This window comes from Mesorhizobium sp. AR02, assembly GCF_024746835.1.
Classification (GTDB): domain Bacteria; phylum Pseudomonadota; class Alphaproteobacteria; order Rhizobiales; family Rhizobiaceae; genus Mesorhizobium.
In genome coordinates this window covers 7312626-7326365 of record NZ_CP080531.1, presented here as the reverse complement: position 1 = coordinate 7326365, position 13740 = coordinate 7312626, and the positions used below count along the sequence as shown (strand labels likewise).

The following is a 13740-nucleotide window of genomic DNA, read 5'->3' as shown; positions in this document are numbered from 1 at the left end:
CATGTCGAACATCTGGAGCAACTGGTCGGGCTTTGTAACAGCTGAACCTCGGCTGATCGCCAGCCCCGCCGATGCCGGCGAGCTCGGCGATCTCGTGCGAACGGCACCAGGCCCAATCCGCGTCGTCGGTGCCGGTCATTCCTTCACGCCGCTGGTGAAGTCGCAAGGCACGATCCTGTCTCTGGAGAGACTGGAAGGGCTGGTCTCGCATGACGCTGAAAGGCATCAGGCGCGCGTGCGGGCCGGGACGCGGCTCGGTTCGCTGATGCATATCCTGCAAGGCATCGGCCAGGGCCTGCCCAATATGGGCGACATCGACCGCCAGGCGATTGGCGGCGCGCTGGGAACCGCCACCCATGGCTCGGGACCAACGCTCGGCGCCTATCACACGCAATTGGAGACGGTGCAGATCGTCGATGGTCTTGGCAAGGTCCGCGACTTCAAGCGGGCAGGGGATCAGGACACGATCCACGCCGTCGGCGTTGCGCTCGGTGCCTTCGGTATCTTGAGCGAAGTGACGCTGAATAACATTGCGACCTACCGGCTGCGCCGCCGCAAATGGGTGCTGCCGATCGCCGACATGCTGCGCGACTTCGAGAAAATGATGACCGCGCACCGCTCGGCCGAATTCTACTACATTCCGTTCTCAGGCTATGCGCAGTTCATCGCCAGCGACTTCAGCACCGAGGCGACGACCGCGCGCCCGACCGAAGATGATGAGGGCTCTTTGCGCATACTGCGCCGGTTGCGCACCGGGCTTGCCTGGCTGCCGTCGCTGCGTCGGCGGCTGATCCTCGGCGCGGTCGCGAAAGTGCCGGCTGAGGACTATGTGCAGGACTGGCTCAACGTCTATGCCAGCGACCGGCAGACCAAATTCAACGAGATGGAATATCACCTTCCGTTCGAGGAAGGACCAAAGGCGCTGGCCGAAATCATCGAGCTGACCGAAAAGCGCTTTCCCGAAGTCTATTTCCCGATGGAGGTGCGCAGCGTCGCGGCCGATCAGTTCTGGCTCTCGCCCTTCTACAACAGGCCGACCTGTTCGATCGCCATCCACCATGATGCGGCGAGCGATCCGTTGCCGTTCATGCGCGCGGCCGAGCCGATCTTCCGCAGATATGGCGGCAGGCCGCATTGGGGCAAGATGCACAGCCTGAAAGCGGCAGACCTCAAGAAGCTATACCCGCGCTGGGATGATGCCATGGCGGTGCGCCGCGACATCGATCCGCAAAACCGCTTCGTCTCGCCCTATATGGCCGGCCTGTTCGGCATCGAGCCCAGTCCTTTTGGCATCGAACGATGAGCGCCTATTTTGCCACGCTTTCGCAAGCGCTGAAGCAAGCCGACATCTTCCAACCCTGCCTGCTGCTCGACCGCGATCGGCTGGACAGCAACATTGCGCTGGTCAAAGCGAGGCTTGATCCCGGCCTTGCCGTGCGGCTGGTCGACAAGTCGCTCGCTTGCCTGCCGCTGCTTTCGCATATCGGCAAGACGCTTGGAACCGATCGCTTGATGACCTTCCATCCGCCGATCAGCGAGGCAGTGCTGAAGGCGTTTCCAGATGCGGATCTGCTGTACGGCAAGCCGATGCCGGTCGGGGCGGCAAGGGCGGTGCTTTCCAGAGGCGATGTGGCCTGGTCGCGGGTTCGCTGGCTGATCGATACCCAGGAGAGGCTGGCGGAATATGGCGCTCTCTCGATTGAACTCGATATCGAACTGCGCGTCGCCTTCGAGATCGATGTCGGGCTGCATCGTGGCGGCTTCGCCAGCCCGGAGACTTTGTCGAAAGCGTTAAGCGCGCTGCCGGCCCACAAACGGCTGCATTGCCAAGGCGTCATGGCCTATGAGGCGCACGCACCGCACATTCCCGGCCTGTTCGGCGGCCCGGCGAAAGCATTGGCGCAGGCCTCGGAGCGGGCCGCCGCTTTCGTGGCGCGCCTCGGCATGGACCAGCGCCGCATCCTCAACATAGGCGGCAGCAAGACCGCGCTGCTTCATCATGGCGGCATTGCCAATGAAGTGTCGATGGGTTCGGCCTTCGTGCTGCCCAGCGATTTCGACACGCCTGGCCTCGACGGTTTCTTGCCGGCGGCCTTCATCGCGACGCCGATCCTGAAAGTGGTCGAGCCGATGCTGCCGGGTCCGCCGGCCGTTTCGCGCCTGCTGCAGGCGCTTGGCCGATTTCCCCGCAAGGGTTGCTATCTCTATGGCGGCAAATGGATGGCCGAACCGATCTTTCCCGAAGGCATGAAGACGAACGGCCTGCTCGGCCTCTCGTCCAATCAGCAATTCATGGGCCTGCCCGCCAATGCCATCACCAGGCCGGGCGATTACGCCTTCCTGCGACCGACGCAGAGCGAGGCCGTGCTGCAGCAATTCGGGCCGATCGCGGTGCTTTCCCAGGGCAAGATCGTCGATCGCTGGCCAGTGTTGCCGATGATGTGATCAACTCGGATAATTGACCCAGTCAAGTAAATGGTTGATCCTGTGAATACAGGAGATACCCATGACGATTCATCATCAGGCCGACAACGATGCGTCCAACAAAGAGCTGATCGATGCGGTGCGGGCCTTCAACCGCTTCTACACCCGCCAGATCGGGCTGCTCGACGAAGGGCTGCTGAAAAGCGCCTTCTCGCTGACCGAGGCGCGCGTGCTCTACGAGCTGGCGCACCGCGACGGCCTGACCGCGACCGACCTCGGGCGCGACCTCGGTCTCGATGCCGGCTATGTCAGCCGTCTGTTGAAGAAGTTCGAGGCCCTTCACCTCATCTCCCGGTCGACGCTGGTATCGGACGCCAGGCAATCGTCGATTGTACTGACCCCGACGGGCAGGAATGCTTTCGCACCGCTGAACAAGGATTCGCACGACCAGGTCGCGGCCTTGCTCGACCGGCTGCCGGCGTCGGAGCAGGACCGGCTGGTGAAATCCATGCGCACGGTTCAGGCGCTGCTGGGCGAAAGCGCCGAGCCGAAAATCCCCTATCTGTTGCGGCCGCTGCAGGTCGGCGACATCGGCTGGGTCACGCGCCGGCAAGGAATGCTCTACGCGCAGGACTATGGCTGGGACGAAACCTATGAGGCGCTGGTCGCCGAAATCCTCGCAGCGTTCGTCAAATCCTTCGACCCGAAATGGGAGCGCAGCTGGATCGCCGAGCGCGATGGCGAGATCGTCGGCTCGGTCTTCGTCGTGCGCAAGTCGGATCAGGTGGCGAAGCTGCGCCTGCTCTATGTCGAACCTTCGGCGCGCGGCCTCGGTATCGGCAAGCGGCTGGTCGAGGAGTGCATCGGCTTTGCCCGCGCCAAGGGCTACAAGACGCTGACCTTGTGGACCAACGACATCCTGACCGCCGCCCGGCACATCTACCAGGCGGCCGGCTTGAAATTGATCGAGGAAGAGCCCCACCATTCCTTCGGCAAGGATCTGGTTGGCCAGAATTGGGATCTCGACCTATAGCGAACTCGCTTCGGCATCCGTTGCCATGATGCGCGGTTGTTGGCGGCTTGCGCCGATGCTATGGAACACGGGTCGAAAAGGACCCTGGAGCGGCAAACGGTAAACCCGCTCCCTTCCACCAACTGGAAGCTCCGTTCCCATCCCATATGGGAACCCACGGCAAGCCCACGGCGTGGTTTTACGCCTGGCTTGGCGTTCGGGGTTTTCGCTGATCGGCGTTCCTTCGTTTGCCAGCCGCCAACGAAGGAGAAGCAAAATGCCCATCATTCGCGCCGACACCGGCATCATCACCCAGATCAATGTCTTCACCGTGCCCGAAGGCGGACAGCAGGCACTGATCGATCTGCTGCGGGAGGCGGCAACGAGTTGCCGTGGCGTTCCCGGCTGGATGTCCGCCAGCCTGCACCGAAGTCTCGACGGCACACGTGTCGTCAACTACGCCCAGGCGCACGACCAAGCGGCCATGCGGCGGGTCTTCGAGCATCTGCGCAGCAGCGGCTTTCTCGATCGCAACCAGGCCTTGGGTCAGGCCCATCCCGGCCTCTACGAGGTCGCTCTCACCGTGGAGTAGGCGGAGCGGCGGACCGTACCTTGGCCACACACCAAGGTACGGTCGCGCGATACCTAAGATTTCACCGGTATCCAGATCTCCAGCCCGCCATTGCCGCTGCGCGGATCGAACTCCGGGCCATAGCGTTCGAATTCGGGCGCGTCCGATATCTCGTGCCCGGAGGCCGGCAGCCATTTGTTCCAGATCGTGTTGACGGTGCGGCGGATGGTCGAGATGTGCTCGCGATGCGAAAACACCGCATATTTCTGCGCCGGTATGCGCACGCGGCTGAATTCCTTGGGGAGGTCGGAAAAGTCTGACACTTCGACACCGGCGATGTAGTCGAAATTGCCGGCATCGTCGCCGTTGACGCAGACGCCATAGGCAACGTCGCCGGTCTCGCCCGGGATGTTGCCGATGTAAGGGCCGAAGCGTTGCCACTGCATCGGAATCGCGGCGCTGGTTTCGCAGCTGTAGCGTTCGCCGAGCCCGGCGATCAGGAACGGCCGGCTGGTCTCGAAGCGCGGTGGTTCGAGGTTGGCGAGAAGGGATTGGTCCATCAGGATCGGCTCCACGAGGTCGAGGGTCTTGGTCGAGCCTTGCGCGCGCACCAGCTCCGGCGTGGTGCCGAACTGGTCGCGGAAGGCACGGGTGAAAGCCTCATGCGAGTTGTAGCCGGCGTCGAGCGCCACCAAGAGGATGTCGGGTGCCCCGCCGGCCAGCCTGCGCGCCGCTTCGCTCAAGCGCCGCGCCCGCATATAGCCCATGACGGAGCGGCCGGTGGCGGCACCGAAGGCGCGCGTCACGTGGAAGCGCGACACACCGCTGCTTTGGGCGACGTCGTCGAGCGAGATTGCCTCAGGCAGATGGCTCTCGACAAACCACAGCGCTTTCTCGATCGGGTTCATGGCTCCTCGCATTTGGCGCGCTGACATTACTGACCGTGTCGACGGCCAGTTTGATCGAAATTGCGCATTGGGCAATAATGCATGTGTCCGTGCCGCGTCCGATGTGGGAATCGATGCTGCACGACCCAATGTCCGGGGAGGGGTGTCCCGATGAGGACGGCGGTTGCCGACCAGATTTTCCGTTTCGGCGGGTTCACGCTGGACCTGTCGATGGGAACGCTGCGCGGCGTCAACGAGCCGCTGTTCCTGCGCCCCAAGGCCTACGCGCTGCTTTCACACCTTGCCCACAACATGGGCCGCGTCGTGCCGAAATCGGAGCTGATGGATGCCGTCTGGCCCGGTGTCTACGTCACTGAGGATTCGCTCACGCAATCGATCCGCGAGATCCGCAAGGCGATCGGCGAGGACATGGTGCGCACCGTCCCAAAGCGGGGCTACATGCTCGCCGCCGGGGCCGAGGCAGCGCCCGAGATCGGCTCGCAACCGATCGTGGCGGTGGTGCGCTTCCGCAACGAGAGCGGCGATCCGGCCGACGAGGCCATGGTCGACGGTTTCGCCGAGGATCTGATCAACGGTGTCGCGCGCTTCGGCACCATCACGGTGCTTGCGCGGAACTCCAGCTTTTCCTTCACGTCGTTCGGCCGCGCCGAGTGGCCGCAGGTCCGTGCCCGTATCGGCGCCGACTATCTGGTGGAAGGGTCGCTGCGCCGTCAGGGCGAGCTTGTCGTCATGGCCATCAGCCTTATCGACATCGCCACCGCCGGCCAACTCTGGGGCGACCGCTACCAGTCGCAGGGTTCGGGCCTGTTCGCGATCGAGCGCGAGATCGTCGTTCACCAGCACGTTCTCAATCGGCGTTTCGGGCCCTGAAATCCCGATCGGCTTCTGAAAATTTTCCGATGTTTCGATGACCGTTACCGATCCGGGATTGACAGCGTCGCCTGGTGAGATATGTAATGTTATAACAAATTGATTTTGTGGATGCGTTCGAGCTCGGACCAAAAAACCGTTGCGGCGCGATCGGCGGAAAACTACGATGGCCCGGTGATGGTCCCCGCGTCGAAAGGCAAGGGGTGAAAAGGGAACACGGTGAAGCCCTCAAAGGGTCGAGGCCGTGGCTGCCCCCGCAACTGTAAGCGGTGAGCAAGATCCGACATGCCACTGGCCGGCAAGGCTGGGAAGGCCGGATTGCGCAAAGACCCGCGAGCCAGGAGACCTGCCATCACTGAGTTGACCGGACGGGGTGTGCCGGGAGGAAACGTGGACGTCGGTCTTGTCGGCCGGCTCGCCAACATCCTTCCGTCGCCAGTTTTGGAAAGTGACGGAAAGTTGGACGGCTCCATCGATCATCGCATCATCGTGTGCACGCTTTGCCGTGACGTTCCGACAGGGACCAGGTCGGGCGAAGCCTTGTGCAGCGATTTGCGTTCCCGGCTCTCGGCCCACCATGAACCCGCCGTGGCGCATGGCTTCACGATCGAAGGCGTTGAATGCATGGCGGGCTGCGCGCGGCCGCTGACGGTGGCCTTCCAGGCGCCGGGCAAGGCTTCCTACCTCTTCGGCTCCATCGACGCCGAGGCCGACGCCGGCGATCTCGTGCGATTTGCCAGGCTCTATGCGTCGCTGGCAGACGGCTGGTGCAATTCCGGACAACGTCCGCCGCGACTGGCCGGCAAGACGCTGGCCCGCATCCCGGCACCTGCCAAGCTTGCGGGTGATAGTCGATGACAATGCCGCTTCTTGAGGCCAGCGATCTGGGCGCCATGGCGAATGGCCGGGACTTGGTCCATGCGGTCAGCCTGTCGGTTGCCGCTGGTGATCGCCTCGCCATTATCGGCCCCAACGGCGCCGGCAAGACGACGCTGCTGCGCATGCTGTCTGGCATGCTCAGGCCAAGTTCGGGCGAGGTGAAGCTTGGCGGGCGCCGCCTGGACAGGATTTCTGCCGCCGAACGGGCATTGCACATCGCCGTTGTCGGCCAGACCGACCAGCCGGATCCGCGGCTGGCGGTGATCGACTATGTCGAGCTTGGCCGCGTCCCGCATGCCGGCCTGAGGCGCAGGAGCGAGGAACGCGACATTGTCGTCGACGCGCTGCGCCGGACCGGGCTGTTGCCGCTGCTTGGCCGCAGCATCGGCTCGCTGTCGGGCGGGGAACGTCAACGCGCCCAGCTTGCGCGCGCCATCGCACAGCAACCGAAAGTGCTGTTCCTCGACGAGCCGACCAACCATCTCGACCCGCGCGCCCGTGCGGAACTGCTCGAACTCGTGGCCGGCTTCGGCATGACGGTGATCGCGGTGCTGCACGATCTGGCTCTGGTGGCGCCCTTCGCCACCAGAGTCGCGGTGATGCACGAAGCGCGGCTGCATGCGCTGGCGGCGCCCCGTGAGGCGCTGACGCAAAAACTGATCCGCGAGATTTTCGGCGTCGACGTGTTTCGCCTGCGCCACCCCACCGAGGACCGCGAACTGACGGTGTTCGATGTTCCGAACCGCGCCGCGCCGCCATCCTGATCGAAACCTGCCTTCATCCGACACTGTTCAACCAAGGAGCAAAATCCGTGAAACGTCTCGCACTGTCGCTCGTCTTCTCGCTGCTGGCCTCGACGGCCTTCGCCTTCCCGGTCACGGTCGATAGCTGCGGCAAACCGCTGACCTTCGATGCACCGCCCAAGCGCGCCGTCATCCACGATCTCAACATGGCTGAGATGGCCTTCGCGCTGAAGCTGCAGCCGTCGATCGTCGGCCTGACCGGCATCACCGGATGGTACAAGGTCGGCCCCGAATTCAAGGCCGAGCAGGGGTCCATTCCGGAACTGGCGCCAAAATACCCGACGCTCGAAAACCTCGTCGCGGTCGAGCCCGATTTCTTCTTCGCCGGCTGGTACTATGGCATGAAGCCGGGCGGTGACGTGACGCCTGACACGCTCGCCCCGCACGGCATCAAGACGCTGGTGCTGACCGAAAGCTGCGTCCATCTCGACAAGGGCCGGCCCGCCGCCTCGATGGACCTGCTGTATGGCGACGTCGAAAAGCTGGGCAAGATCTTTGGCAAGGACGCCGAAGCCGAGAAGCTTGTTGCCGGCTGGAAGGCGCAACTCGCGGATATCACCGCCAAGGTCGGCGATCGCAAGGGAACGCGCGTGTTCCTCTATGACTCAGGCGAGGACAAGCCGTTCACCGCCGGAAAATTCGCCATCCCGAGCGCCATGATCACGGCGGCCGGCGGTGACAACATCATGGCCGACATGGACACCAGCTGGGGCAACACCGACTGGGAAACGGTGGCGTCGCGCAATCCGCAGTTCCTCATCCTGCTCGATTACCAGGACGGCGGCGGCTACAAGAAATTGCTCGATTTTTTGAAAGCGCATCCGGCCATGAAGGAGACCGACGCGGTCAAAAATGAGCGCTTCGTTGCCCTTCGCTATGCCGAACTGACGCCCGGGCCGGCCAACATCGAGGCGATCGCCAAGATCGCCAAGGCGATGCATCCGGAAGCGTTCTGATGCTATTTGCCCCTGGGCATGAATCCGGCGCGCTTTCAGGGCACAAGGCATTCGCGCTGGCGATGGCAGCGGGCACGGTGGCGGTCGTCGCCCTCGTGCTGCTGTCGATCGCCTATGGTTCGACGCTGATACCTCTGACCGACGTCATTGCCGCACTCGGCCATGCCGTCGGGTTGAATGAGCACCAGGTGTCGGGCCCGGTCGGCAAGATCGTCGTCGATCTCAGGCTGCCGCGCACGATCCTGGCGATCTGGGTCGGTGGCGGCCTCGGCATAACAGGCGCCTTGCTGCAGACGGTGACCCGCAACGATCTCGCCGATCCCTTCCTGTTCGGCCTGTCGTCGGGGGCTGCCGCAGGTGCGGTTTCCGTCATCACCGTCTTTGGTGACAGTTTTGGCATCTGGACCTTGCCGATCGCGGCCTTCACCGGCGGCATACTGGCCGCCTGCATCGTCCTGCTGCTGGTCGCGCGGGTGAGGGGGCAAGGCCCGGAACGGCTGATCCTCGCTGGCCTTGCCGTTTCCTTCCTGTTCACGGCCTTGACCAACTATCTGGTGTTTGCCGGCGATCAGCGCGCCGCCCACTCCGTGCTGTTCTGGACGATGGGCGGGCTGGGGCTGGCGCGTTGGGACAATGTCTGGCTGGGCGCACTGGGCGCCGGCACGATTGCGGCCTACGGGCTGTGGAACCATCGCAGGCTGGACGCCTTCCTGGCCGGCGAAAGTGCTGCCGAAAGCCTTGGTGTGCCGGTGGCGCGGATGCGCAGGACGACGTTTCTCGTCGCCGCCTTCTCGACGGCAATTCTCGTCTCGGTCGCCGGCGTCATCGGCTTTGTCGGGTTGATGATCCCGCATTTGTCGCGGCCGCTGGCGGGTCCCTTGCATCTGCGCCTGATCGCAAGCTGTGCGCTGTTCGGAGCGGTGCTCTTGCTGGCAAGCGATCTCTTGGCGCGGACCTTGCTGCCGCCGCAGGAACTGCCGATCGGCATCATCACCAGCTCGCTCGGTGCATTCTTCGTGGTCACGCTGGTCGTGCGAAACCGCCTGTGAAAACGGCTGGTTCTGCCGGTCCGTCGGCTTTCCAAGGGTTCATGGCGCGCGCCGATCGCCAATCACGATCGCGCTGCGCGGCTGTCATGCACATTTGCCGACTCTCGAACAACGCGGCGACTTGAATAGTAAGCACGCTTATTATATATACCGCTCATGGTTTCAGATGGCATAGATAGACTGGGATTTTTGATCCACGACGTGCAGCGTCTGCTGCGCAAGCGTTTCGAGACGCGCGCCAGCGGGCTTGGCCTGTCGTCCGCGCAATGGCGCCTTATGGTGCGTGTCGCCAAAGAGGAGGGCGTTACCCAGGCCCGGCTCGCTGAACTGCTCGAAATCGAGCCGATCAGCGTCTCGCGCCTTGTCGACCGGATGGAGGAGGGCGGCTGGATCGAGCGCCGCGCCGACGCCGCCGACCGCCGCGTGCGCATGATTTTCCCGACCGCCAAGGCGAGCGCGGCCTATGCCGAGGTCAAGAGCCTCGCCGGCGAAGTTTATGAGGAATCGCTTATCGGCGTTTCGCCGGAGGACCGTCGCGTTCTGATTAGGGCGCTCGATGCGATGGCACAGAATCTCGCCGACGGCGATAGCGCGGAAAAAGTCGAGCCTACGAAAGGCGCAGCAGCATGAACGCGGTAGCCAAAGTCGACGAAAACGCCGCCAAGGTGGAGATGGAAGCGCCGGCCCAGCCGGTTGCTGTTCCTGTTGCGGTCGCTCCTCCCATAGAGCCGGTCCTGGCGCCGAAGAAGAAGCGCCGCATAGGCCGCTTCTTTTTGATGTTTGCCTTGCCGGCAGTGCTGATCATCGGTGGCGGCTATGTCTGGGTGACCGGTGGTCGCTATCAGGAGACAGAGAACGCCAATCTGCAGCAGGCCAAGGTGTCGATCGCCTCGGATACGGCCGGCCGCATCGTCCAGGTTGCCATATCGGACCATCAGATGGTCAAGCAGGGCGACCTTCTGTTCACCATCGACCCCGAGCCTTACCGGATCGCGCTTGCCCAGGCCGACGCCGCGGTTGCCGGCGCGCGCCTCAATGTCGAGCAGCTGCGCGCTGCCTACAGCCAGTCGACGGCGCAGGAAAAGTCCGCCAGCAGCGAGGTCGACTACGCCCAGTCGCAATACGATCGCGCCGCCGATCTCGCCCAGAAAGGCATCAACGCCAAATCGTCGCTGGATGAGGCCCGCAACGAGCTCGACAAGGCAAAGCAGCAGGTCGCCGTTGCCCAGCAGGGCATCATCAGTGCCAAGGCCGCGCTCGGCGGCAACCCTGACATCGAAACCGACAAGCATCCGACCGTGATGGCCGCACTCGCCGCGCGCGACAAGGCTGCCTACAACCTGGCGCAGACCACGGTGAAGGCGCCCGCTGACGGCGTCATCTCCCAGGCCTCCTCCTTCAAGGTCGGTCAGTTCGTCGGCTCCGGCACGCCGCTGTTTTCGCTGGTCGAGACCGACGACACCTGGATCGATGCCAATTTCAAGGAAACCCAGCTCACCAACATGAAGCCGGGCCAAAAAGCCGAGATCGTCGTCGATACCTATCCGGGCAAGACTTTCGAGGCGACGGTCAAGGCGATCGGTGCGGGAACGGGCGCGGAGTTTTCGCTGCTGCCCGCCCAGAACGCCACCGGCAACTGGGTCAAGGTCACGCAGCGCATCCCGGTGCGCCTGGAACTGACCGATCCCGACGCCAAGATGGCGCTGCGGACCGGCATGAGCGCCTCTGTCACCGTCGATACCGGCGTTGCCCGTGGCTTTCCCGCCATATTCGGCCACGCCACGGCCGGCGAGGCCGCGCAGTAAAGTCGGTGGAAGCCCGCGCAGACCAGCGGGTGGAAGCGGATAGCAGGATTGGTCTGATGGTAGGAGTGGGAAGGATCAGCGCTTGGTTCGAGCCGCGTCGCGGCCTGGCGAAAGCTGAAATCTTCGACACGGACCCGTCGGTCCTCATGTTTCCGGGCGGCAGGCATCCGCTCATCAGAGACTTTCGGTCGATGTAACCCCCACATCGATAATCGCGTCCCACCGCGATGAGGGTCTCTCAACGGAAGGCTTTGCCGCCCGGAAACCCTGTGTACACGTTTTTGTTACCTGCTGGAAGTTCCGCATCATGAGCACGCCAGAACCATTTCGAGAAGTGCCGCATCGCGGCCTGATCACGGTTGCGCTGATGCTGGCGACGATCATGCAGGCGCTCGACACCACGATCGCCAACGTCGCGCTGCCGACCATGACCGGCGATCTCGGCGCCTCTCCGGACAACATCAACTGGGTGCTGACCTCCTACATCGTCGCCGCCGCCATCATGACGCCCGTCACCGGCTGGCTCGCCGACCGCTTCGGCCGCAAGGAATTGTTCCTGACGGCCGTTGTCGGCTTCACCATCTTCTCCATGCTGTGCGGCCTGGCATGGAGCCTCGAAACCATCGTGCTGTTCCGGCTGATGCAAGGCGTGTTCGGCGCCGCCATCGTGCCGCTGTCGCAGACATTCCTGCTCGACATCAACCCCAAGGAGCGTCATGGCCAGGCCATGGCTATCTGGGGCGCCGGCATCATGCTGGGACCGATCCTGGGCCCGACGCTGGGTGGCTGGCTGACCGAGAATTTCAACTGGCGCTGGGTGTTCTTCATCAACCTGCCGGTCGGCATCGTCGCCTTCCTTGGCATGGCGGCCTATCTGCCGGCCGTTGCCCGGCGGGTGCGCAGCTTCGATTTCTTCGGCTTTGCCATGATATCACTCGGCGTCGGCGCGCTGCAGCTGATGCTGGATCGCGGCGGCGAGGTCGACTGGTTTTCCTCGGTCGAGATATGGATCGAACTCGGCCTGGCCATCACTGGCTTCTGGGTGTTCATCATTCACACAGTGACATCTGAACATCCCTTCATCGATCCGAAGATTTTCCTCGACCAAAATTTCGTGACCGGCCTGGCGTTCATCTTCGTCATGGGCGTGCTGATCCTGGCCTCCATGTCGCTGCTGCCGCCAATGCTGTCGACCATCTTCGGCTATCCGACCATCACCATCGGTATCGTCATAGGTCCGCGCGGTCTTGGCACGATGATCTCGATGCTCGTCGTTGGGCGCATCATGGGAAAGATCGACGCCAGAATTCTCGTCGTCATCGGCTTTCTCCTGACCGCGCAGTCGCTCTACACAATGGCGAGCTTCACCCCGCAGATGGACAATTGGCTGATCATCAGCTCCGGTGTCATCCAGGGCCTGGGCATGGGAATGGTGTTCGTGCCGCTGTCGACGGTTGCCTTCGCCACGCTCGACGCACGCTACCGCACCGATGCAACCGCATTGTTCAGCCTGGTGCGCAACCTTGGCTCATCGATCGGCGTCTCGGTCGTGACGGTGCTCTTGGTGCGCAACACGCAGATTAACCATGCCGAGCTTTCAGCCTTCATCAACCCGTTCAATCCAAACCTCTGGGCGGTCTCGCCAGCGGCCGCGAGCGGTGATCCGATGGCGCTGTCGGAGGTCGATCGCATGGTCAATCTCCAGGCGATGATGATCTCCTATGTCAATGACTTCAAAATCCTGATGGTGATGACGCTGCTCGCCATCCCGTTCGTCTTCCTCCTGCGCAAGCCGAAGGCTGCGCCGGCCGGCGGCGCCGCACCTGCAGCGCATATGGACTAAGGAGGCGCTGTCGCTTGAGTCTCCGTGGCAAGACGGAGAATCAAGGCGACGAGCAGGCGGGCCGGAAAGCTCTATTTGCCGAGAACCAGCGACCAATAACGCAGGTTGGGGTCACGTCCGTCGCGGACATAGGCGAGCCCGAAGCGGCTGAAATCCGGATCGAGTATGTTGCGCCGGTGGCCCTGCGAATGCATCCAGATGTCGAACAGTTTCTGCTGGTCGAAGCGGCCTTCGGCGATGTTCTCGGCCGCGGCTCCCCGCACGCCATTGTCCTTCATGCGCGAGGCGAAATCCTTGCCCCAGCCTGTCGTGTGGCTCATGCGCTCTCGCGATGCCATGTAGCCGGCCTGCTGCAGTGCTGCTTGCTCCAGTTGCGCATCGGGAACGAGCGGCCCCAACCCTGCGGTGGCGCGGATACTCGCCAGCGTGCTGGTGGCGGAGGAAGAGACCCCGGCGCCTTCGCCGGTAGGCAGGGAGACTGTGCTGCAGGCGGCGATGCCGCCAAGCGCTGCAAGGCCGGCACCCCTCAGCAGCATGCGTCTGTTCAAATTTGCTTGTTGATTCTCGGTTTCTGCAACGCTCATGCCTGCCTGAATAGTCGCGATCATGGCTTTTGCCGG

Annotated in this window: 14 protein-coding genes and 1 riboswitch; of the genes, 12 read left to right on the top strand and 2 right to left on the bottom strand. The window is 63.2% G+C overall.

What is annotated here, in order from left to right:
* Position 1 precedes the first annotated feature (1 nt).
* The 4 genes from DBIPINDM_RS39955 to DBIPINDM_RS39940 all read left to right on the top strand — a co-directional run bounded on the left by DBIPINDM_RS39955 (position 2) and on the right by DBIPINDM_RS39940 (position 4028).
* Positions 2 to 1303 carry a D-arabinono-1,4-lactone oxidase gene (locus DBIPINDM_RS39955; RefSeq protein ID WP_258589455.1) on the top strand — a complete coding sequence of 434 codons (1302 nt, stop codon included), beginning with the start codon at positions 2 to 4 and terminating at the stop codon, positions 1301 to 1303.
* Positions 1300 to 2445: a DSD1 family PLP-dependent enzyme gene (locus tag DBIPINDM_RS39950; RefSeq protein ID WP_258584515.1), complete on the top strand. Its 1146-nt coding sequence runs from the start codon at positions 1300 to 1302 to the stop codon at positions 2443 to 2445. Before DBIPINDM_RS39955 ends, DBIPINDM_RS39950 begins: the two co-directional genes overlap by 4 nt.
* A gap of 61 nt (positions 2446 to 2506) precedes the next feature.
* Positions 2507 to 3457 (top strand): bifunctional helix-turn-helix transcriptional regulator/GNAT family N-acetyltransferase, encoded by a 951-nt coding sequence (locus DBIPINDM_RS39945; protein ID WP_258584514.1) that lies wholly within the window; start codon positions 2507 to 2509, stop codon positions 3455 to 3457.
* A 256-nt stretch (positions 3458 to 3713) separates the two neighbouring features.
* Entirely contained in the window at positions 3714 to 4028 is a 315-nt protein-coding gene (locus DBIPINDM_RS39940) for an antibiotic biosynthesis monooxygenase family protein (protein ID WP_258584513.1), read from the top strand.
* A 53-nt stretch (positions 4029 to 4081) separates the two neighbouring features.
* Here the strand turns inward: DBIPINDM_RS39940 and DBIPINDM_RS39935 are convergent, their stop codons facing one another.
* Entirely contained in the window at positions 4082 to 4915 is an 834-nt protein-coding gene (locus tag DBIPINDM_RS39935; protein WP_258584512.1) for an AraC family transcriptional regulator, read from the bottom strand.
* A 150-nt stretch (positions 4916 to 5065) separates the two neighbouring features.
* On the opposite strand from DBIPINDM_RS39935, the gene DBIPINDM_RS39930 reads away from it, so the two are divergent.
* From DBIPINDM_RS39930 to DBIPINDM_RS39895, 8 genes are all read left to right on the top strand, one after another.
* Positions 5066 to 5785 carry a winged helix-turn-helix domain-containing protein gene (locus DBIPINDM_RS39930; protein ID WP_258584511.1) on the top strand — a complete coding sequence of 240 codons (720 nt, stop codon included), beginning with the start codon at positions 5066 to 5068 and terminating at the stop codon, positions 5783 to 5785.
* Between the two features lie 161 nt (positions 5786 to 5946).
* Positions 5947 to 6154: riboswitch (cobalamin riboswitch) on the top strand.
* Between the two features lie 21 nt (positions 6155 to 6175).
* On the top strand, positions 6176 to 6643 hold the full coding sequence (locus tag DBIPINDM_RS39925) for a DUF1636 family protein (RefSeq protein WP_258584510.1): 468 nt from the start codon (positions 6176 to 6178) through the stop codon (positions 6641 to 6643).
* The gene (locus tag DBIPINDM_RS39920) at positions 6640 to 7428 is read left to right on the top strand and encodes an ABC transporter ATP-binding protein (protein WP_258584509.1); all 789 of its coding nucleotides are present in this window, start codon (positions 6640 to 6642) and stop codon (positions 7426 to 7428) included. Before DBIPINDM_RS39925 ends, DBIPINDM_RS39920 begins: the two co-directional genes overlap by 4 nt.
* Before the next feature lie 47 nt (positions 7429 to 7475).
* Positions 7476 to 8423, top strand: a complete 948-nt coding sequence (locus DBIPINDM_RS39915; protein WP_258584508.1) for an ABC transporter substrate-binding protein — start codon at positions 7476 to 7478, stop codon at positions 8421 to 8423.
* A complete protein-coding gene (locus tag DBIPINDM_RS39910; RefSeq protein ID WP_258584507.1) occupies positions 8423 to 9472 on the top strand; it encodes a FecCD family ABC transporter permease in 1050 nt (349 codons plus the stop codon). Before DBIPINDM_RS39915 ends, DBIPINDM_RS39910 begins: the two co-directional genes overlap by 1 nt.
* 156 nt (positions 9473 to 9628) lie before the next feature.
* Positions 9629 to 10102 (top strand): MarR family winged helix-turn-helix transcriptional regulator, encoded by a 474-nt coding sequence (locus DBIPINDM_RS39905; protein ID WP_258584506.1) that lies wholly within the window; start codon positions 9629 to 9631, stop codon positions 10100 to 10102.
* Positions 10099 to 11277 carry an HlyD family secretion protein gene (locus DBIPINDM_RS39900; protein WP_258584505.1) on the top strand — a complete coding sequence of 393 codons (1179 nt, stop codon included), beginning with the start codon at positions 10099 to 10101 and terminating at the stop codon, positions 11275 to 11277. Before DBIPINDM_RS39905 ends, DBIPINDM_RS39900 begins: the two co-directional genes overlap by 4 nt.
* A gap of 307 nt (positions 11278 to 11584) precedes the next feature.
* Entirely contained in the window at positions 11585 to 13120 is a 1536-nt protein-coding gene (locus DBIPINDM_RS39895; RefSeq protein ID WP_258584504.1) for a DHA2 family efflux MFS transporter permease subunit, read from the top strand.
* A gap of 71 nt (positions 13121 to 13191) precedes the next feature.
* Here the strand turns inward: DBIPINDM_RS39895 and DBIPINDM_RS39890 are convergent, their stop codons facing one another.
* Entirely contained in the window at positions 13192 to 13704 is a 513-nt protein-coding gene (locus tag DBIPINDM_RS39890; RefSeq protein WP_258584503.1) for a CAP domain-containing protein, read from the bottom strand.
* Positions 13705 to 13740: the final 36 nt, after the last annotated feature.

Coding starts and splice junctions, on each gene's coding strand:
- DBIPINDM_RS39955 (WP_258589455.1), top strand. CDS start 2: ATGTCGAACATCTGGAGCAACTGGTCGGGCTTTGTAACAGCTGAACCT.
- DBIPINDM_RS39950 (WP_258584515.1), top strand. CDS start 1,300: ATGAGCGCCTATTTTGCCACGCTTTCGCAAGCGCTGAAGCAAGCCGAC.
- DBIPINDM_RS39945 (WP_258584514.1), top strand. CDS start 2,507: ATGACGATTCATCATCAGGCCGACAACGATGCGTCCAACAAAGAGCTG.
- DBIPINDM_RS39940 (WP_258584513.1), top strand. CDS start 3,714: ATGCCCATCATTCGCGCCGACACCGGCATCATCACCCAGATCAATGTC.
- DBIPINDM_RS39935 (WP_258584512.1), bottom strand. CDS start 4,915: ATGAACCCGATCGAGAAAGCGCTGTGGTTTGTCGAGAGCCATCTGCCT.
- DBIPINDM_RS39930 (WP_258584511.1), top strand. CDS start 5,066: ATGAGGACGGCGGTTGCCGACCAGATTTTCCGTTTCGGCGGGTTCACG.
- DBIPINDM_RS39920 (WP_258584509.1), top strand. CDS start 6,640: ATGACAATGCCGCTTCTTGAGGCCAGCGATCTGGGCGCCATGGCGAAT.
- DBIPINDM_RS39910 (WP_258584507.1), top strand. CDS start 8,423: ATGCTATTTGCCCCTGGGCATGAATCCGGCGCGCTTTCAGGGCACAAG.
- DBIPINDM_RS39905 (WP_258584506.1), top strand. CDS start 9,629: ATGGTTTCAGATGGCATAGATAGACTGGGATTTTTGATCCACGACGTG.
- DBIPINDM_RS39900 (WP_258584505.1), top strand. CDS start 10,099: ATGAACGCGGTAGCCAAAGTCGACGAAAACGCCGCCAAGGTGGAGATG.
- DBIPINDM_RS39895 (WP_258584504.1), top strand. CDS start 11,585: ATGAGCACGCCAGAACCATTTCGAGAAGTGCCGCATCGCGGCCTGATC.
- DBIPINDM_RS39890 (WP_258584503.1), bottom strand. CDS start 13,704: ATGAGCGTTGCAGAAACCGAGAATCAACAAGCAAATTTGAACAGACGC.